17 protein-coding genes are annotated in these 18,023 nt (G+C 68.2%); 8 read left to right on the top strand and 9 right to left on the bottom strand.

Translation table 11 applies throughout. The features are described 5' to 3' along the window. The first annotated feature begins 40 nt into the window (after positions 1–40). The 7 genes from C6570_RS02070 to C6570_RS02040 all read left to right on the top strand — a co-directional run bounded on the left by C6570_RS02070 (position 41) and on the right by C6570_RS02040 (position 6,420). Positions 41–415 carry a COG4315 family predicted lipoprotein gene (locus tag C6570_RS02070; protein WP_106701610.1) on the top strand — a complete coding sequence of 125 codons (375 nt, stop codon included), beginning with the start codon at positions 41–43 and terminating at the stop codon, positions 413–415. Positions 416–445: 30 nt separating this feature from the next. Then, on the top strand, positions 446–961 hold the full coding sequence (locus tag C6570_RS02065) for an RNA polymerase sigma factor (RefSeq protein ID WP_106701608.1): 516 nt from the start codon (positions 446–448) through the stop codon (positions 959–961). Positions 962–963: 2 nt separating this feature from the next. Next, positions 964–1,818 (top strand): anti-sigma factor family protein, encoded by an 855-nt coding sequence (locus C6570_RS02060; protein ID WP_106701606.1) that lies wholly within the window; start codon positions 964–966, stop codon positions 1,816–1,818. A gap of 239 nt (positions 1,819–2,057) precedes the next feature. Continuing rightward, positions 2,058–2,696 carry an MBL fold metallo-hydrolase gene (locus tag C6570_RS02055; protein ID WP_106701604.1) on the top strand — a complete coding sequence of 213 codons (639 nt, stop codon included), beginning with the start codon at positions 2,058–2,060 and terminating at the stop codon, positions 2,694–2,696. A gap of 219 nt (positions 2,697–2,915) precedes the next feature. Further along, positions 2,916–4,283, top strand: coding sequence for an AmpG family muropeptide MFS transporter (locus C6570_RS02050; protein WP_425437915.1), 1,368 nt, complete (start codon positions 2,916–2,918; stop codon positions 4,281–4,283). Between the two features lie 169 nt (positions 4,284–4,452). Continuing rightward, positions 4,453–5,160 (top strand): response regulator, encoded by a 708-nt coding sequence (locus tag C6570_RS02045; protein ID WP_106704466.1) that lies wholly within the window; start codon positions 4,453–4,455, stop codon positions 5,158–5,160. Between the two features lie 6 nt (positions 5,161–5,166). Then, a complete protein-coding gene (locus tag C6570_RS02040) occupies positions 5,167–6,420 on the top strand; it encodes a sensor histidine kinase (protein ID WP_211297630.1) in 1,254 nt (417 codons plus the stop codon). Between the two features lie 260 nt (positions 6,421–6,680). Here the strand turns inward: C6570_RS02040 and C6570_RS02035 are convergent, their stop codons facing one another. The 8 genes from C6570_RS02035 to proV form a co-directional block, all read right to left on the bottom strand. Next, entirely contained in the window at positions 6,681–7,991 is a 1,311-nt protein-coding gene (locus C6570_RS02035; RefSeq protein ID WP_106701600.1) for an O-antigen ligase family protein, read from the bottom strand. 55 nt (positions 7,992–8,046) lie between these two features. Further along, positions 8,047–8,259 (bottom strand): zinc-finger domain-containing protein, encoded by a 213-nt coding sequence (locus tag C6570_RS02030; RefSeq protein WP_106701598.1) that lies wholly within the window; start codon positions 8,257–8,259, stop codon positions 8,047–8,049. 98 nt (positions 8,260–8,357) lie between these two features. Beyond that, positions 8,358–9,407 (bottom strand): glycosyltransferase family 4 protein, encoded by a 1,050-nt coding sequence (locus tag C6570_RS02025; RefSeq protein WP_106701596.1) that lies wholly within the window; start codon positions 9,405–9,407, stop codon positions 8,358–8,360. A gap of 53 nt (positions 9,408–9,460) precedes the next feature. Beyond that, positions 9,461–10,399: a branched-chain amino acid transaminase gene (locus C6570_RS02020; RefSeq protein ID WP_106701594.1), complete on the bottom strand. Its 939-nt coding sequence runs from the start codon at positions 10,397–10,399 to the stop codon at positions 9,461–9,463. 121 nt (positions 10,400–10,520) lie between these two features. Further along, positions 10,521–10,967 (bottom strand): glycerate kinase, encoded by a 447-nt coding sequence (locus C6570_RS02015; protein WP_106701592.1) that lies wholly within the window; start codon positions 10,965–10,967, stop codon positions 10,521–10,523. Between the two features lie 166 nt (positions 10,968–11,133). Continuing rightward, positions 11,134–12,174, bottom strand: a complete 1,041-nt coding sequence (proX, locus tag C6570_RS02010; protein ID WP_106701590.1) for a glycine betaine/L-proline ABC transporter substrate-binding protein ProX — start codon at positions 12,172–12,174, stop codon at positions 11,134–11,136. Positions 12,175–12,190: 16 nt separating this feature from the next. After that, on the bottom strand, positions 12,191–13,423 hold the full coding sequence (proW, locus tag C6570_RS02005) for a glycine betaine/L-proline ABC transporter permease ProW (RefSeq protein WP_245896270.1): 1,233 nt from the start codon (positions 13,421–13,423) through the stop codon (positions 12,191–12,193). Between the two features lie 25 nt (positions 13,424–13,448). Continuing rightward, a complete protein-coding gene (gene proV / locus C6570_RS02000; RefSeq protein ID WP_106701586.1) occupies positions 13,449–14,738 on the bottom strand; it encodes a glycine betaine/L-proline ABC transporter ATP-binding protein ProV in 1,290 nt (429 codons plus the stop codon). A gap of 594 nt (positions 14,739–15,332) precedes the next feature. On the opposite strand from proV, the gene C6570_RS01995 reads away from it, so the two are divergent. Continuing rightward, a complete protein-coding gene (locus C6570_RS01995) occupies positions 15,333–16,259 on the top strand; it encodes an alpha/beta hydrolase fold domain-containing protein (protein ID WP_164675472.1) in 927 nt (308 codons plus the stop codon). A gap of 28 nt (positions 16,260–16,287) precedes the next feature. On the opposite strand, the gene radA is transcribed toward C6570_RS01995, so the two are convergent. After that, entirely contained in the window at positions 16,288–17,793 is a 1,506-nt protein-coding gene (gene radA, locus C6570_RS01990) for a DNA repair protein RadA (RefSeq protein WP_106701583.1), read from the bottom strand. Between the last annotated feature and the right edge of the window lie 230 nt (positions 17,794–18,023).

The following is an 18,023-nucleotide window of genomic DNA, read 5'->3' as shown; positions in this document are numbered from 1 at the left end:
GTCTATGTCAGCGTTACAAACTTTTTTTGGAGAACTGACCATGACTGTTCGTTTGCTGCCTACCCTGGCTTTGTCACTGACCGCTGTCTTCGCGACGTTGGCCCACGCCGAGCCCGCTGCCAAGATGGCCGGCGGCATGCTGGTCAACACCAGCGGCATGACGCTCTACACCTTCGACAAGGACGTCGCCGGCAGCGGCAAGAGCACTTGCAACGGCCCTTGCGCCACCCTCTGGCCGCCGGCGGCCGTTGCGGCCGACGCCAAAGCCGAAGGGGACCTGAGCATCGTCACCCGCGACGACGGCAGCAAGCAGTGGGCCTACAAGGGCAAGCCGGTTTACACCTATGCCGCAGACAAGAAGCCCGGCGACGTGACGGGCGACAACTTCAAGGATGTGTGGCACGTCATCAAGTAAGCACGCCACGCATGACCGCCTGATCCCACGATGCGCGCGCAAGACGAAGCCGAGATCGTTGCTTGCATTCCCAGCCTGCGGCGCTACGCGCGCGGGCTGGTATCGGACCGAGACCGAGCCGACGACCTGGTGCAGGACACGCTGGAGCGCGCTTGGAGCCGCTTCTCGATGTGGCAAAGGCGTGGCGACATCCGGGCGTGGATGTTCGGTATCCTGCACAACCACTTCGTCGACCGCTTGCGCGCGCAACGCAGCCGCCCCGAGGACAGCGCCGGAGACGATCTGCCCGAGACACCGCAGCGCCCGCGGCAGACCGATGCGCTGGAACTGCGCGACCTCGATCGCGCTCTTCAGCGGTTGCCGCCCGAACACCGCGAGGTGCTGCTGCTGGTGGGCTTGGAAGAGCTGAGCTACCAGGAGGTGGCCGCCGTGTTGGGCATACCGGTTGGCACCGTGATGTCACGCCTGTCGCGTGCCCGTGCGCGCCTGCGCGAGCAACTTCAAGGCCATGCCGCCCCTGCGAGCAAGATTCAACGCGTGAAATGACCATGGACGACAACAAGCCCCGAAGCGTCGGCTCGGGCATCGGCCCCGGTGCACCAGCCCCCATCACCGAGGCGGATCTGCACGCTTACGCCGACCGCCAGTTGTCCGGCCAGCGGACGGCGCTGGTCGAGCAATACCTGGCGACGCATCCGCAGGAGCAGGAGCGCGTGCGCGACTGGCAGCAGCAGAACCGGCTGCTGCACCGCTGGCTGGACCCTGTGCTCGACGAGCCGCTGCCCCTGGGCCTGCCGCTGAAGCGCCCCGCCGGTGCCTTGCCGTGGCGGGGGCTCGCCGCCGGCGTGCTGGTGGCCGTCGTCAGCGGCGGCTCCGCGTGGTCGCTGCGCGGCCACCTGGATGCCGAGAGCATGCGGCTGGTCCAAGCCAGCCAGTCCAGCGCGGCCTCGATGGCAGGCGACGGTACGCTGTCCGGCTTTGCCCGCCGTGCCGCCATCGCCCACGTGGTGTACAGCCCCGACGTGCGTCGGCCCGTGGAGTTGGGTGCCGATCAGGAGCAGGCCCTGGTGACCTGGTTGACCAAACGCATGGGCACGGCCGTGCGGCCGCCGATGCTCACCAACCTGGGCTACGAGCTGATGGGCGGCCGCCTCCTGCCGGGTGACAAGGGGCCGGTGGCCCAGTTCATGTATGGCACCACGAGCGGGCAACGCCTGACCCTGTACGTGACGCGCGAGGTGCCGGGCGACGCGAGCACCTCGTTCCACTTCGGCACCGACGGTCCCGTCAACGTGTTCTATTGGGTCGAGAATCAGTTCGGCTACGCCATCTCGGCCGGGGCCGATCGGGCCGAGCTGATGCGGGTTTCGCAAGAGGTGTATGCCCAGCTGAAGCCGCGCTGAGGCAGGCGGCGGCGCGGCCTGCGAACCGCTGCGAGCCGAAGATGTGATCATTCATCCCGGTGGTCCCGCCCATCGCCGCGCTGGCGTACGTCGAATCGATCCGTGGAGACCAGAAAATCAGCAGCCATGCGCCAGCCATGTCGACTGCGCGTTGGTGCTGAGTTGATGATTCTATTATTTTTATAGCTGCTGGCGCTTTCTGGGCGGGCGCCAGATGCCAATTTCATTCATAAACTGACATGCTGCGCTACCGCACCGTCCCCGTCACTCCGTTTCAGCAAAACTGCTCGATCGTCTGGTGCGACGCCACGCGCCAGGCCGCCGTTATCGACCCCGGCGGCGATCTGCCGCGCATCGAGGCGGCGGCGCGCGAGCGGGAGGTCAAGCTGGGTCAGATCTGGCTCACGCACGCGCACATCGACCATGCCGGCGGCGCGGGCGAGTTGAGCCGGCGCCTGGGTCTGCCCATCATTGGCCCACACCCGGGCGACCAGTTCTGGATCACCGGCCTGGCCGAGCAGGCGCGCATGTTCGGCTTTGCGCCGGCCGAGCCCTTCGTGCCCACGCGCTGGTTGCAGGACGGCGATACCGTGCAGGTGGGCAACTGCCGCCTGGCCGTGCGTCACTGTCCGGGCCACACGCCGGGGCATGTGGTGTTCCACGCGGCCGAGGCGCGGCGAGCGTTCGTGGGCGACGTGCTGTTTGCCGGCGGCATCGGGCGCACCGATTTCCCGGGCGGCAATCACGCGCAGCTGATCGCCAGCATCCGCGAGCGCCTCTGGCCGATGGGCGACGACACGGTCTTCATACCCGGCCACGGGCCGGAAAGCACGCTGGGTGAAGAGCGGCGCCACAACCCCCACGTGCGCGGCGCCTGACCGGGGCGCGGCAGGCCCGGATGGCGCGCCGCGTGGCGGCGTGCCAGCGCATCCCCGGGGCCAATTCGCGCCGCCTGCTCGGGCCGGCGCGGCGAGCGGCGGGTGAATAATAGAGAACGATGACATCCCTCATGACCACCCCACCGGCCCGCCAGCGCCCCACCCGCACGGCCCCCGCGCCCGACGCGGCCCAACCCGGGGCGGCCCTTGTCTGACGCGGTGGGTGGCGGCCCCGTCGATGCCGCCCAGGCAGCCGCGCCGCGCTTGCCCTGGTACCGCGCGCTGCGGGTTTACCTGACCCCCGCCAGCCTGCGCATGCTGGCCCTGGGCTTTTCTGCCGGCTTGCCCTTGCTGCTGGTGCTGGGCACGCTATCTTTTCGATTGCGCGAGGCGGGCATCGACCGCTCCACCATAGGTTACCTCAGCTGGGTGGGCCTGGCCTACGGCTTCAAGTGGGTGTGGGCGCCGCTGGTCGACCGCGTGCCACTGCCGGGCCTGACGCACTGGCTGGGGCGGCGGCGCAGCTGGCTGCTGCTGGCGCAGTTGGGCGTGGTGGCGGGCATCGTCGGCATGGCCATGACCGACCCGCGCGTGTCGCTCTCGGGCATGGTGTGGGCGGCGCTGGCCGTGGCCTTCGCGTCGGCCACGCAAGACATCGCGCTGGACGCCTACCGCATCGAATCGGCCCCCACCGTGCAGCAACCCGCGCTGGCCGCCAGTTACCAGACCGGCTACCGCCTGGCCATGATCTGGGCGGGCGCAGGCGTGCTGTGGCTGGCCGCACGCGCGCAGGGCGCCAACACGGGCTACGACCAGGCGGCCTGGCAGGTGGCGTACCTGGTGATGGCCGCGTCGATGGTGGTGGGCGTGCTGACGGTGCTGGCCTCGCCCGAACCGGCGCCGGTGGCGCTCAAACCCGCCCGCGGCGCGCGCGAGTGGGTCCAGACCGCGCTGATCGAGCCCTTTGCCGACTTCTTTCGCCGCTACAAGTGGCAGGCCGCGCTGATCCTGGCGCTGATCGCCATCTACCGCATCAGCGACGTGGTGATGGGCATCATGGCCAACCCCTTCTATGTGGACATGGGCTACACCAAGGACGAGGTGGCCGCCGTCACCAAGATCTACGGCGTCATCATGACGCTGGTGGGCGCCTTTGTGGGCGGCGGGCTGGCCATGCGCTTTGGCGTGATGCGCATCCTGATGCTGGGCGCCGTGCTGTCGGCCTTCACCAACCTGCTGTTCGCCTGGCTGGCGGGTTTTGGCCACGACGTCACGGCGCTGATCTTCGTGGTGTCGGCCGACAACCTGGCTTCGGGCATCGCCTCCGCGGCGTTCGTGGGCTACCTGTCCAGCCTGACCAACATCAGCTATTCGGCCACGCAGTACGCGCTGTTTTCGTCGCTGATGCTGCTGCTGCCCAAGTTCGTGGCGGGCTTTTCGGGCGACTTTGTCAACGCCTTCGGCTACGCCAACTTCTTCACCGCCACGGCCTTGCTGGGCTTGCCCGTGCTCGTGCTGGTGGCCTTGGCGGCGCGCGCGGCGCGGCGAAGTTCAGAGTCAAATCAGGCTCTGGCGCCCGGTGGATGAGCGCTGGCAGCTATCGAAAAGATAGTATTTGCCTGGCCACCCTGCAGCGCCGTCGGGCCTGGCGGTTTACCTTTCTTTACCCCGCCTTCAAGCCCCCGCGCGGGCGGCGCCACCATGATGGGGCTGATCGGCGCAGAAGGCCATCGGCCCGCGTGCCAGAAAGATGCGCATGAGTACCCAACGCCTGTTGATGATCGAAGACGACGCCCGCCTGGCCGGCATGGTCGGCGAGTACCTCACGCAATCCGGCTTTGCCGTGGAACACGCGGGCGACGGCGTGTCCGGCCTGAACCTGCTGCAAGACAAGCCTTTCGACCTGGTCGTTCTGGACCTGATGCTGCCCGACATCGACGGCCTGGAAGTCTGCCGCCGCCTGCGCGCGCTGCCGGGTGACGTGGCACGCACGCCGGTGCTGATGCTCACCGCCAAGGGCGACCCGATGGACCGCATCATCGGCCTGGAGCTGGGCGCCGACGACTACCTGCCTAAGCCGTTTGAGCCGCGCGAGCTGCTGGCGCGCATCCGCGCCGTGCTGCGCCGCCACCAGCCCGGCGCCGCCCCCGAGCACCAGGTGCTGCGCTTCGGCACGCTGGAGATCGACCGCGACGCGCGCGTCGTCACCGTGGCGGGCCAGCCGGCCGAGCTGACCAGCTACCAGTTCGACCTGCTCGTCACCCTGGCCGAGCGCGCCGGCCGCGTGCTGACGCGCGAGCAGATCATGGAAGCCGTGCGCGGGCGCGAGCTGGAGGCGTTTGACCGCAGCATCGACGTGCACATGGGGCGCATCCGCGCCGCCATCGAAGAAGACGTGAAAAGCCCCAAGCGCATCGTCACCGTGCGCGGTGTGGGCTACGTGTTCGCCAAGCAGCAGGACTGACTGCGCGTGCGCCTGCCCAACCCGATCGCCCGCAAGCTGTACCTGCGCATCTGGCTGGCCGTGGTCGGCAGCGTGGCCGTGCTCAGCCTGGTCGTGGGATGGGCGTGGCACAAGGCCGACGAGCAGCGCGACCGCGAGCGCCAGAACCCGCCTTCGCGCGAAGTGGTGGTGCGCGACGCGGCCGGTGCCGTCATCGGCACCGCCGAAGCGCAAGCCCGTCGCGTGCCGCCCACCCCGGGCGACCCCGGCGGGGTGGAATTCGTGGTGACGCTGCAAGACGGCCACGAAATGGTGCTGCAGATGCCGCGCCCGCGCCCGCCCAGCCGCATCCACCGCCCCGCCGACATCATGGGCTGGCTGCGGCCGCCGTTCGGCTTTCTGTGGGTGCTGGGGCTGGCGGGCCTGGTCGTGATGATCGGCGTGTTCCCCGTGGCGCGGCGCCTGACGCAGCGGCTCGAAGGCCTGCAGCGCGGCGTGCAGCGCTGGGGCGAGGGCGATCTGTCGGTGCGCCTGCCCACGGGCGGGCAGGACGAGGTGGCCGACCTGTCGCGCCGCTTCAACGACGCCGCCGAGCGCGTGCAAAGCCTGATGGATTCGCAGACCGCGCTGCTGCGTTCGCAAAAGTCGCTGCTGGCCAACGCCTCGCACGAGCTGCGCTCGCCCCTGGCGCGCATCCGCATGGCGCTGGAGCTGTCGGGCTCGGCCCCCACGCCGACCGTGCGGGCCGAAATCGGCCGCAACATCATCGAGCTGGACCAGCTGATCGACGAAATCCTGCTGGCCAGCCGGTTGGACGCCAAGGAGCTGGACCTGGGCACCATGGAAGAGGTCGACCTGGTGGGCCTGGTGGCCGAAGAAGCCGCACGGGTGAACGCCGCGTTTGAGCTGGCGCCGGGCGTGGTCAGCGTCATCGTGCCGGGTGTCAGCAAGCTGCTGCGGCGCGCGGTGCGCAACCTGCTGGAGAACGCGCGCCGCTACGGCGGCCAGGACGTGCAGGCCGAACTGTGGACCGAAGGCGACCAAGCGGTGGTGGTGGTCAACGACCGCGGGCCCGGCGTGCCTGCGGAACAGCGCGAACGCATCTTCGAGCCGTTCTATCGAATGCCCGGCGCGAGTGAGAGCCACGGAGGCGTCGGCCTGGGCCTGGCGCTGGTGCGATCGATTGCCGAGCGGCATGGCGGGCAGGCCAGCTGCGGGCCGCGCGAAGGTGGTGGCGCCCGTTTTCGGTTGGCGCTTCCGTTGGTTTCTCCCCACAGCTGAGGCCTTTGGTGTGCGTTTTGACGCGCAATGGATGCATTACCCCGGAATGAGGGGTTTCCACAATTCAAGCAACTTGTAAAGTAGGTGTTTTGCTGTCACACTGCTTCTGGCCAGGGCCTTGCTTACGCGAGCGCCGCATGGTGATAAGAGTCAAAAAGGTCCTCAAGAAGCGTCACTGGAAACCGCCCTTCATTGGGCGGTTTTCTTTTGGCGCGCCTGAAACACCCTTGGCCGCGCGTTTTTGGCTGAGCAGCGCGGCATCAGCTCCTGGGTGCGCCCACGGCTTTGGGCCGCCAGCCGCCTTGGCCTTGGGTAGCGGCGTTCGCAAGGTGTGGGTGCAACGAGGCCCACAGCAGGCTCGTCAGCGCGAGGTAGATCACCACCCCGTTGTAGTGCGCAAAGAACACCTGGGTCAGCCCGAACCCCATGTGCGCCAAAACCACCGTCACGCCCATCAGGCGGATGCACACGTCGTCTTCAAGCGGCAGCGCGGCGTTGGTGCCCACGGTGCGGCGGCGCGGCCAGAACAGGGCCAGCGGCACGAAGTACAGCATGCCCAGGCCCGCCACGCCGATCAGCCCGCGCTTGACGAACATGTCCAGCACCTCGTTGTGGGCGTGACCGAATTCCAGAATCACCGGACTGGCCTGGCCTGCAGCCACGCGGCGCGCCTTTTCTTCAACGTAGCCCACTTCGCCCCAACCGAGCAGCGGCTTGTCCTTGCCCATGGCCCAGGCCAGCTTCCAGTGGTCCAAACGTTGGCCGACCGACGTGTTGGCGTCGCCCGTGGATTCGTACGACGTCACCTCGTGAATCGCCCAATCCAGGCGCTGCTCCAGTTGCGGCGCCATGTGCCAGCCCAGCGGCACCACCGGCACGCACAGCACCGCGATGGCCAGAACCGCACGGCGGCGCGACACCCAGCGCGCAATCAGCCACACCAGCACCGGCAGGCAAAGCGCAATGGCCAGCCAGCCGCCACGCGTCTGCGACAGCAGCGAGCCGAGCAAGCCCAGCCCGCAGCAGACCAGCACCGCCAGCCGCAACGGCCAGCGCCAGCGCTGCCAATACACCGCCAGCTGCAGCCAGCACATCACGCCAAACAAGCCGCACAGGTTGCCGAGCTGGATGGCGCCACTGGTCTTTTCGGCGCTGGTCCACGGCCGCTCCAGGCCGAGCACCATGACTTCGATCACCGCGCGCACGCCGCCGCAGGCCGCGCCCACCGCGAATCCGGCCAGCAAGAAGCGAAGCTGCGGCGGAAAGCGCATCAAATACAGCAGGCAGGGCACCACCAGCAGGTAGCGCACGGGCTTGTTCAGCACGGCCACCCCTTTGGACCAGTCGCTGCCGTGCAGCCAGACCAGGGCCATCACCAGCACCGCCCCAGCCAGCCAGCGCGTAGCCGGGGCGGTTGGCCAGCGCAGCCAGCAGGGCCACCCGAGCAGCGCGCCGACGAGCAGCAGCGCCGTGCCCCACGCGTAGCCCGAGGGCAGCCACAGCGCCAGCGCAGGCACCAGGAAAGCCGCCAGGCTGGTCAGGCGAAGGTGCGTCGCTTCGGTCAGGTTCAAGATGTGCTCAGGCGGCTGGAGTAGCTGTCACCCGAGGTAGCCACGGGCGTGGCTTTCAGTGGGCGGAAAACTTCTCGCCCGCCTTGAGCTGGTAGACCGTGCCGCAATACGGGCATTTGGCTTGCCCCGTGTGTGCCACATCCAGATACACCTTGGGGTGCGAGTTCCAGAGCGCCATCTTGGCCAGCGGATTGGGGCAGAAAACGCTGCCTTGCGGCGTCAGGTCCTTGGCGAGCAGCTGAATCGGCGTTGACGTCGTGGAAGTCATGGTGGTTGGAATCTCGGGTCAGCGAAAGGCCGCGCTGCGCCGCTTCGGGGCGATCGGCGCGCGCAGGCCGCAGGTGCGAAGTGTAGTGTGCGCCGCGTTCAGGGCGTATCGGGGCGCGCATCTGCGGGCAGCACAAGCGGGCGTGCCAGTGCGTCCAGCTCGCGCCGGTAAAACGCATCCAGTTGCGCCAATTTGCTCTCAATACTGAAGCGGGCTAGGTCGTATTGGCGGCGGCGAGGGCGCGATTGATCCATGCGCTGCAATGCCTGGGCCAGCGCGGCGACATCGTCGATCGGCACCAGATCCGGCTGCATCGTCTGCGCCAGGTGCAGTGCCCCTTCCGAGCGCGAGGCAATGATCGGCAGGCCCGCCTGCATCGCCTCCAGCAGCACCAGGCCGAAGGGCTCGAAGCGCGCGGGGCTCACGAAGGCGTCGAAGGCCGCCATCCAGTCCTTGGGCTTCCGCGAAAAGCCCGGCAGCACCACGCGCGGCCCCGCCTGGCGGCGCAGCTTGGGCAGGGCGTCGCCGTGGCCGACGATCACCAGCCAGGCGTTGGGCAGTGCGGCGCGCTCGAACGCGTCGATCAGCACGTCCAAACCTTTGCTGGCCTCGGCTCGGCCGACGGCGCCGAACACCCAGGCGTCTTGCGGCACGCCGTACTCGGCGCGCAGGCGCGCGCGGGATTCGGGCGAGCCGCGCGCGGGCAGGATCCAGTTGTCGATCTGCGCGGTGTGCTCGCGCAGCGGCGGCGGAATGTCGTTGAGCTGCCAGGGCGCCACCGCCACCAGCGCGTCCATTGTGGCGTGCTGACTGGGTTTGTAGCGGATGTGCAGGGTGGCCACACGCAGGCAAACGCCGTGCAGGCCACTCAAGGCGCGGCAGGCGCCGCTGAGGTGCGCGTGGGCCACGTCCGGGCGCAGCGCCTTGACCGCGTTGGCGGCGTGCCAGACGGGCAGCCAGTTGGGCACCAGCACCGTGCGCACCTGCGGGCTCACACGGTCGGCAAAGGCGTCTGCGTGCTTGCCCGCGGCGCCCTGGCGCAGGATGAGGGTGACTTCGTGCTCGCGCGCCTGGGCATTGGCCAGCTCGACCGCGTGGCGTTCGCTGCCCGCGAAGTGGCGCGTGAGGATCAGGTGTGCAATGCGCATGTTCTGGGCACGGGCCGAGGCGGCCGCGCGCCGAACCGCTGGCTGAGGGCCGCTTAGACCGGCGTCAGCCAGTGGGCGTACTTGGGATTGCGACCGTGGACGATGTCGAAGAAGGCGCTCTGGATCTTCTCGGTCACCGGGCCGCGCTCGCCGGCGCCGATCTGCACGCGGTCCAGCTCGCGGATCGGCGTGACTTCGGCCGCCGTGCCGGTAAAGAATATTTCGTCAGAGATGTAACACTCGTCGCGGGTGATGCGTTTTTGCACCAGCTTGATGCCCAGGTCTTCGCAGATGTGCAGCACGGTGTTGCGGGTGATGCCGTTCAGCGCGCCGGCCGACAGGTCGGGCGTATAGATCACGCCGTCTTTGACCAGAAACACGTTTTCGCCCGCGCCTTCGCTGACGAAGCCGCTGGTGTCCAGCAGCAGCGCCTCGTCGTACCCGTCGTCCAGCGCTTCCATGTTGGCGAGGATCGAGTTGCTGTAGTTGCTGACGGCCTTGGCCTGCGTCATGGTGATGTTGACGTGGTGGCGGCTGTAGCTGCTGGTCTTGACGCGGATGCCTTTTTTCATGCCCTCCTCGCCCAGGTAGGCGCCCCAGGCCCACGCCGCCACCATCAGGTGGATGGTGTTGCCGCGGGGGCTGACGCCCAGCTTTTCAGAGCCGATCCAGGTCAGCGGGCGCAGGTAGCAGCTTTCCAGCTGGTTGACGCGCACCACTTCGCGTTGGGCTTCGTTGACTTGATCCTGCGTGAAGGGAATCTGCATGCGCAGAATCTTCGCGCTGTTGAACAGGCGTTGCGTATGTTCTTGTAAGCGGAAGATCGCCGTGCCCGCATCCGTCTGGTAGGCGCGCACGCCTTCAAAAGCGCCGCAGCCGTAGTGCAGCGTGTGCGTCAGCACGTGGATCTTGGCGTCGCGCCAGTCCACCAGCTGGCCGTCGAACCAGATCTGGCCGTCGCGGTCGGCCATGGAAAGGGGAGGATTGCTCATGAAAGTACCTGTGGGTGCACGCTGGGCGGCCGCAGGCAGCAAAACCCCCCTCAGCCGAATGGTCAACGGCGGATTTTATGCCCGGCGGCGTCGGCCGTCGACTGGCGCGGCGGCGGGCCGCTCAGCTCGCGCGGGTGGCGCTGGCGGGGCTTTCTTCGGGCGCGGGCGGCTGGGGCTCGGCAGCGGGCCGCTCCAGGCGCCACTGGCTAAGCTTGCCGCCCTGGAATTCGGCGGTGACGTGAGAGCCGCCCGGGTCCGTCCAGCGATAGACCTCCGGCTCGGCGCCCTCGGGCGACAGGCGTTCGCCCAGCGCTTGCGTCAGCGCGATGACGTGCAGCAGCGCCTGGCGCGGCTTGAGCTTGGCGTTCAGCATGACCGCGCTGCCCACGTAGCCGATGGGACGGTCGGCGGCGCGTTTCATCACCTGAATCAGCCGCGTGTAGTACAGCAGGAACCACAGCACCAGCGCGCTGGCGGCCAGGGCCAGCCCGGCCCAGCCGCCGGCGCGCCAGGCACCGGCGCCCAGGGCCACGGCGATGGCGAGGGTCAGAATTCTTTTCCAGCTCATGCGGGGATTGTCGCCGGGCCGCGTGGCGGCTTTGACTTACGAGTCAAATCGGCCTCTGGCGCAGGTGGCTAGAGCGCTGGCAGCTATCAATTGAATAGTAAATGGCCTGGGTAAGCAGGCCATGCTGCCCACGCTGTCCCGGCGTGGGCCGGGCCTGGCGCAACGGTCAACGCGCCGCGGCGCGGGCCTGGTCGATCCAGCTGTCAAACAAGGTCTGGTGTGCCTTGATCCACCCCTCGGTGTGCCGCTCGATATCGGCCTGCTTGTTCTGGCCGTTGTTCATGGCGTTGTTCTGCGCGGTGATGTCGGCCACCGGCAGCTTCATCAGGCTGAACAGCTTGGCCGCGTCCGGGTGCGCGTCGATGAACGCGCGGTTGGCCAGGATGCGCTGTGTGTTGATGACGGCGCCGTAGTTGCGGCCGTTGGGCAGCGTGGTGTCCACCTTGGCCTGGTCGCCGGGCAGCGCCGAGAACGGCACCTGCAGCCAGACCACGTCCTTGCCCGGCACCAGCACGTTGCTGACCCAGTAGGGCGTCCAGGTGAAGTACAGGATGGGCTGGCCCGCCTGGTAGCGCTGGATCACGTCGGCCATCAGCGCGGGGTAGCTGCCCTGCACGTGCTGCACGGTGGGGCGCAGCTTGTAGGCGGTCAGCTGCGTTTCGATCTGCGCCTCGCAGCCCCAGCCGGGCGTGCAGCCCGTGAGGTTGGCCTTGCCGTCGCCATCGGTGTCGAACAGCTTGGCGATGGCCGGGTCGCTCAGCTGGCTGAGGTTGGTGATGCCGTGCGCCTCGGCGGTTTTCTTGTCGATCAGGTAGCCCTGGATGGCGTTGCCCGAATAGGCGTTGTCCCGCCACAGCTTGGCGTCGCCGCCCGCGTTGCGGTAGTAGTCGGCGTGCAGCGGGTCCCAGTGGGCGGCCATGAAGGTGGCGTCGCCGTTGCCGATGGCCAGGTGCGCCGTGGGGTATTCCACTTCGCGGATCGGCTGCACGTCGTAGCCCAGGCGCTGCAGCCCTTTCATGACCAGCAGCGTCTGGAAGGTTTCTTCCGCGATCGAGCTTTTCAGCGGCTGCACGCGCACGCCTTTGCCGGGCTGTGCCGGGTCGGCGGCCGCGAAGGCGGCGGGGCTGCCCAGGGCCAGCAGGCCGGCGGTGAGCACGGCGGCGCCGAGGGCGCGCCAGCGGGTGAGTGGGGAGAGGGATGGGGTCATGTCGATTCCTTCCAGTTCAGGCGGGCTGGGCGCGCGAGGCGGTGGTGGCGGCAGCGTCGCCAGCCTTGGCGGTGGCCGGGCGGCCGGTCAGGCGGCGCACCAGGCCGATGGGGCCGCGCATCGTCCACGGCTGGCCGTGGCGCGTGGGCTGGCTGAGCGCCTGCGTCAGACGGTCCAGCATGATGGCCAGGATCACGATGCCCAGGCCGCCTACGGTGGCCAGGCCCATGTCCAGGCGGCCAATGCCGCGCAGCACCATCAGGCCCAGGCCGCCCACGGCGATCATGGAGGCGATCACCACCATCGACAGGCTGAGCATCAGCGACTGGTTGATGCCCGCCATGATCGAGGGCATGGCCAGCGGCAGCTGCACCTTGGCCAGCAGCTGCATGGGCGAGGCGCCGTAGGCGGTGGCGGCTTCCACCAGGTCAGGCCGAACCTGGCGGATGCCCAGATTGGTCAGGCGCACCAGCGGCGGCAGCGCAAAGATGATGGTCACGATCACGCCCGGCACGTTGCCGATGCCGAACAGCATCACCACCGGCACCAGGTACACGAAGGCGGGCGTGGTCTGCATCGCGTCCAGCAGCGGGCGCATGACGCGGTTGGCGCGGTCGCTGCGCGCCAGCCACACGCCCAGCGGCAGGCCGATCAGCACGCAGAAGAACAACGCCGTCAGCACCAGCGACAGCGTGACCATGGCTTCGGGCCAGATGCCCAGCAGGCCGATCACCATCAGCGAGATCAGCGTGGCGATCGCCATGCGGCCGCCGGCCAGTTGCCAGGCCAGCAGCGACAGCAGGCCGATCATCACCATCGTGGGCGGGTACAGCAGCGCGGCTTCCACGCCGCCCAGCAGCGCGTCCACCGGCCCGCGCAGGGCCTGGAAGAAGGGGCGGAAGTGCGCCACGAACCAGGCCAGGCCGTCGTTGATCCAGGCCTGCACGGGCAGGCCGCCGTCGAACCAGCTGGCGACCGCGTGGGCACCGCTGTCAGCGCCCGGGGTGCCTTGCGGGGTGCCCTGGCTGGCGGCGTGCGCGGCGGCCACCAGGCCGTCGCCGGGCGCGGTCACGTCGTGCGTCACCGCCTGCGGGCCGCCCAGCCAGGCGGGGCTGGCTTCGGCGGGCGGGGCCTGATAGGGGTCGATGTAGGCGGGCGCGGCGGCGCTGGCGGTGTCGGCGGCGGTGGTTGCAGTTGTGGTTGCGGTAGCGGTGTCTGCCATCGGGGCAGTCGAAATGGGGGTGCTCATGGGCGTGCTTGTTCCTGCGGTGGGTTCACGCGTTCAGCGCGGGCTCGGTCGGCTCGGTGGGGGTGGCGGCTTCGGGCGCTTCGGCTTCAGCCGGCGCGGGCAGCGGGTTGCCGCGCGGGTCGGTGGTGGGGTCGAGGAATTTCAGCAGCGTGTTGCGGCTGATGGTGCCCACCAGGCGCCCGTCTTCGGCCACGACGGGCAGTGGCGCCGGGTGCGCCGCCATGCGGCTGTACAGGTCGGCGATGGGGGTGTCGGCCGCAACGGCTTCCACCTCGGGCACGAAGGCGTGGCGCAGCCCCAGCGTGCCTTCATGGCCGTGCAGTGCGGCGCGCAGCGAATCGGCCGACACGGCGCCCATGTAGCGGTGCTGGGTGTCCACCACGTAGGCCCATTCCCGGTCTTGGTCCTGCAGGCGGCGCAGGGCCGGGCGGCAGCCGCGCGTGGGGCTTTCAGACACTTCTACCTGCGTCTTGCGGGCAATGTCGGCCGCCTTGAAGACGATGGCCGCATCCACGCCGCGCACGAACTGGCGCACGTAGTCGTTGGCAGGCTGACGCAGGATGTCTTCGGGCGTGCCCACCTGCTCCACCTGGCCGTCTTTCATGATGGCGATGTGGTCGCCGATGCGCATCGCCTCGTCCAGGTCGTGCGAGATGAAGACGATGGTGCGGCGCTTGATCTGCTGCAGGCGCAGCAGCTCGTCCTGCATTTCGGTGCGGATGATCGGGTCCAGCGCCGAAAAGGCCTCGTCCATCAGCAGGATGGACGGGTCGGCCGCCAGCGCACGCGCCAGGCCCACGCGCTGCTGCATGCCGCCGGACAGCTCGTCGGGGTAGCTGCCCGCCCACACGCCCAGCCCGACCTGCGCCAGCGCGTCGCGCGCAGCGGCTTCGCGCTCGGCGCGGGGCACGCCCGCCAGTTCCAGCCCGAAGGCGGTGTTGTCCAGCACCGTCAGGTGCGGCAGCAGCGCAAACGACTGAAACACCATGCTGATGTGCTTGCGCCGAAAGTCGCGCAGCTGCGCGTCGCTGTACTGCGCGATGTCCTCGCCGTCGACCACGATGCGCCCGGCCGTCGGCTCGATCAGCCGGTTGAGCATGCGCACCAGCGTCGATTTACCCGAGCCCGACAAGCCCATCACGACGAAGATCTCGCCCGCCTCAATGGTGAAGCTGGCGTCGAACACGCCGATCGACTGGCCGGTCTGCGACACGATGTCCTGCTTGCTCAGCCCCTGGCGTGCAAGCGCCAAGGCGCGCTTCGGCTCTTCGCCGAAGACCTTGAATACGTGGTCTATCTGAATGTTTTTGGCCATGGCTCCTCCTGAAGTGGCGAGGCAGCCGCGTGGCGGATGGCAGCAACAAGGACGCCAACCGCACGCCGCTGCGCGACAAACGGGTTGGGAAGGGTGGGGTTACCGTAATCGGGCAACGCCCCCAAGAACGGGCGATGTGGAGCGCGTGCGGCCCCAGCAAGTCCTTGGCCACACCCCAAAACCGATCTGAAAAGACGGCGGGGACGCGGCCCACGGCAAGAAGCGGCCGTTGCGCTGTGACAAGCCGATGCGGCCCCGAGATAGGCGGGCGCCGGCCTGAAGAGTTGTCATTATATGTTATTTGGAATTACAAATCAACACTGATGGCATTTATTGATATGAAGACGCGCCAGCCAGGCCTTGATGGAGCTGCAAATCCGTGAGCACCGGCCAGCACACCCGCGCCAGAAAAAGGCACCAATGCGTGCATGGCCGACGCGCGAAGCGCCACTGTCCGACAGGCGCGACGGCCGGGCGCCGGTATCTTCGTCACATCTGCCGCAGCGTCGCCCGTGGGCGCGGCGCGGTCTTTCTCTAGCGCGGTGGCCGCCAACCCAAGCGGCCACGACCTCCGCGGCCTTTGCTTGCAGCCCCATGAACACCTCGTACGAATACACCCACGCCGAGCCGCCCAGTTTTTTGTCCAAGCTCTGCGTCCTCGGCTTTCGGCTGTCTGGAATCAAGCGGCAAAGCGCGGACAAGGCGCGGGAGGCCATCGACAAGGATTCGCTGCCCGCGCCCATTCCGGCGCGGATGTTGGCCAAGTTCGACGTGGTTCAGCGTGAATTCGAAGGCCGACCGGTGTGGACACTGTCGCCCAAGGGCGGCCGATCCGACAAAGTGGTGCTGTATCTGCACGGCGGGGCGTACATCGCCAACATCATCCGCCCGCACTGGAGCCTGATCGAATGCCTGATCGACCAGACGCAGGCCAGCGTCATGGTGCCGGACTACCCGCTGGCCAGCGCCGCCACGTGCCTGGATGTGTTTACCTACCTTGATCGGCTGATGCCCGACTTTCACCGGTTCCGCGCCAACCGCCCCTGGACGATCATGGGCGACTCGGCCGGTGGCGGCTTGAGCTACGCGTGGTCGCAGTGGCTGCGCAATCACGGCCAGCCGCAGGCCAACCGCATCATCCTGCTGTCGCCCTGGCTGGACATCAGCACCACCAACCCCAAGCAGCTGGAAATCGACCGCCACGACCCCATGCTGCCGCTGATGCCCGTGCGTATGGCCGCCAAGGCCTATGTGGGCGACGTGCCGTACGACGACTACCGCGTGAGCCCCTTGTTTGGCGACCTACAAAACCTGCCGCCGGTCAGCGTGTTCACCGGTACCTACGACATCGTCAACGCCGACGCGCACGAATTGAAGGATCGGCTCAAGTCCGAGCACATTCCCTACAACTTCTACGAATACCCGAAGATGTTCCACGTCTTCATGGCCCTGACGTTCCTGAAGGAAGCCAAAGTGGCCATCGGGCAGATCAGCGACCTGATCCGCGGCGCGCGCGACTGAGCGGTCTCTGCCGGCGGCCAAGCCCAGCTCAGGCCAGCGAGCGCACCACTTCGAGTGCCTCTTCGATGCGGTCCACGGTGTGGATCGTCAGCCCCTCAAACGCCTTGTCGTTTTTCTTGGGCGCGTTGGCTTTCGGCACCACCGCCACCGAAAAACCCAGCTTGGTCGCTTCGCGCAGGCGTTCCTGCCCGCGCGGGGCCGGCCGCACTTCGCCGGCCAGTCCCACTTCGCCGAAGGCAATGAAGCCCTTGGGCAGTGCCTTGCCGCGCAGGCTGCTGGTGATGGCCAACAGCACCGCCAGGTCGGCCGCCGGTTCGCTGATGCGCACGCCGCCCACGGCGTTGACGAACACGTCCTGGTCGCCCGTGGCCACGCCCGCGTGCTGGTGCAGCACCGCCAGCAGCATGGCCAGGCGGTCGCGCTCCAGCCCCACCGACAGGCGGCGCGGGCTGATGCCACCGGTGTCGACCAAGGCCTGAATCTCCACCAGCATCGGCCGCGTGCCTTCCAGCGTGACCAGCACGCAGCTGCCCGGCACCGGCTGGCTGTGCTGGCTCAAGAAGATCGCGCTGGGGTTGCTGACGCCCTTCAGGCCCTTCTCGGTCATGGCGAACACGCCGATCTCGTTCACCGCGCCAAAGCGGTTCTTGATCGCGCGGATCAGGCGGTAGCTGCTGTGCGTGTCGCCCTCAAAGTACAGCACCGTGTCCACCATGTGTTCCAGAACGCGCGGGCCGGCCAGCTGGCCGTCTTTCGTCACGTGGCCCACCAGCACGATGGCGCAGCCGCTGGACTTGGCCCAGCGCGTCAGGTGCGCCGCGCACTCGCGCACCTGCGCCACGCTGCCCGGCGCGCTGGTCAGCTGGTCGCTGTACACGGTTTGAATGGAGTCAATAACGGCCACAGCCGGCTTCTGCTCTGCGAGGGTTGCTATGATTTTTTCAAGCTGAATCTCCGCCAGCACCGCCACCTGAGAGCCGGTGATACCCAGGCGGCGCGCCCGCAGCGCCACCTGCGCGCCGCTTTCTTCGCCCGTCACGTACAACATGCCCCCGCGCTCCACGGCTGCGCCAGTTGCGCTGCCCCGGGCAGGGGAGGGGGCCCCAGCTTCGCTGGTGCGTGGGGCGCTCGCCGCCTTGGGGCGGCCCGGCGGCGACTCGGGCGTCGGCAGCAGGCTGCGCTGCAGCGAGTCCAACGCTTGCAGCAAAAGGGTGGATTTACCGATGCCCGGGTCGCCGCCGATCAGCACCACGCCGCCTTCGACGATGCCGCCGCCCAGCACGCGATCCAGCTCTGGCTGGCCGGTGGGCGAGCGCGCCACGTCCACCGCCTCGATGGCGCTGAGCGCCTGCACCGCCGCCGCAGGCGCCAGCGCAGTGAAGGCGCTGCCCAGGCGGTTCTTGCCGCCGCCAGCCGGCTCTGGCGCGGATTCGACCAGCGTGTTCCACGCCCCGCAGCCGGGGCACTTGCCCAGCCAGCGCGGGCTGCTGGCGCCGCATTCGTTGCAGACGTAGGAAGTCTTCTCTTTGGCCATGGCGGGGGACTATACGGGTGCCGGGCAATCCAGGCGCGGGCGCGGCCAAGTGGCGGCCCCAAGCCCGCCGCCTGTGCCCAAAGCCCGAGCCCGTCGCTTGCCCGTCGATTTCCAGGCAACGCAGATGGTCGTTGGCCCTGGCTGACTTTGCGATGACAATGCGCCGGGGCGAAGGGGTTGTACTTCCCACTTAACGGGGGTGCCGCCGCCAGGCCCTGCACCGCCGGCGC

Origin of the sequence: Ottowia oryzae, assembly GCF_003008535.1 — a bacterium.
In the GTDB taxonomy this organism is placed as follows: Bacteria; Pseudomonadota; Gammaproteobacteria; order Burkholderiales; family Burkholderiaceae_C; genus Ottowia; species Ottowia oryzae.
Note: the sequence above shows the minus strand (reverse complement) of the source record. Positions and strands in the feature narration are given on the sequence as shown.

What these genes read in the sequence shown, in the direction of transcription:
- C6570_RS02070 (WP_106701610.1), top strand. Translation starts at nt 41, where the DNA reads ATGACTGTTCGTTTGCTGCCTACCCTGGCTTTGTCACTGACCGCTGTC.
- radA (WP_106701583.1), bottom strand. Translation starts at nt 17,793, where the DNA reads ATGGCCAAAGAGAAGACTTCCTACGTCTGCAACGAATGCGGCGCCAGC.
- C6570_RS02030 (WP_106701598.1), bottom strand. Translation starts at nt 8,259, where the DNA reads ATGACTTCCACGACGTCAACGCCGATTCAGCTGCTCGCCAAGGACCTG.
- C6570_RS02045 (WP_106704466.1), top strand. Translation starts at nt 4,453, where the DNA reads ATGAGTACCCAACGCCTGTTGATGATCGAAGACGACGCCCGCCTGGCC.
- C6570_RS01995 (WP_164675472.1), top strand. Translation starts at nt 15,333, where the DNA reads ATGAACACCTCGTACGAATACACCCACGCCGAGCCGCCCAGTTTTTTG.
- C6570_RS02065 (WP_106701608.1), top strand. Translation starts at nt 446, where the DNA reads ATGCGCGCGCAAGACGAAGCCGAGATCGTTGCTTGCATTCCCAGCCTG.
- C6570_RS02055 (WP_106701604.1), top strand. Translation starts at nt 2,058, where the DNA reads ATGCTGCGCTACCGCACCGTCCCCGTCACTCCGTTTCAGCAAAACTGC.
- C6570_RS02020 (WP_106701594.1), bottom strand. Translation starts at nt 10,399, where the DNA reads ATGAGCAATCCTCCCCTTTCCATGGCCGACCGCGACGGCCAGATCTGG.
- C6570_RS02025 (WP_106701596.1), bottom strand. Translation starts at nt 9,407, where the DNA reads ATGCGCATTGCACACCTGATCCTCACGCGCCACTTCGCGGGCAGCGAA.
- proV (WP_106701586.1), bottom strand. Translation starts at nt 14,738, where the DNA reads ATGGCCAAAAACATTCAGATAGACCACGTATTCAAGGTCTTCGGCGAA.
- proW (WP_245896270.1), bottom strand. Translation starts at nt 13,423, where the DNA reads ATGAGCACCCCCATTTCGACTGCCCCGATGGCAGACACCGCTACCGCA.
- C6570_RS02060 (WP_106701606.1), top strand. Translation starts at nt 964, where the DNA reads ATGGACGACAACAAGCCCCGAAGCGTCGGCTCGGGCATCGGCCCCGGT.
- C6570_RS02015 (WP_106701592.1), bottom strand. Translation starts at nt 10,967, where the DNA reads ATGAGCTGGAAAAGAATTCTGACCCTCGCCATCGCCGTGGCCCTGGGC.
- proX (WP_106701590.1), bottom strand. Translation starts at nt 12,174, where the DNA reads ATGACCCCATCCCTCTCCCCACTCACCCGCTGGCGCGCCCTCGGCGCC.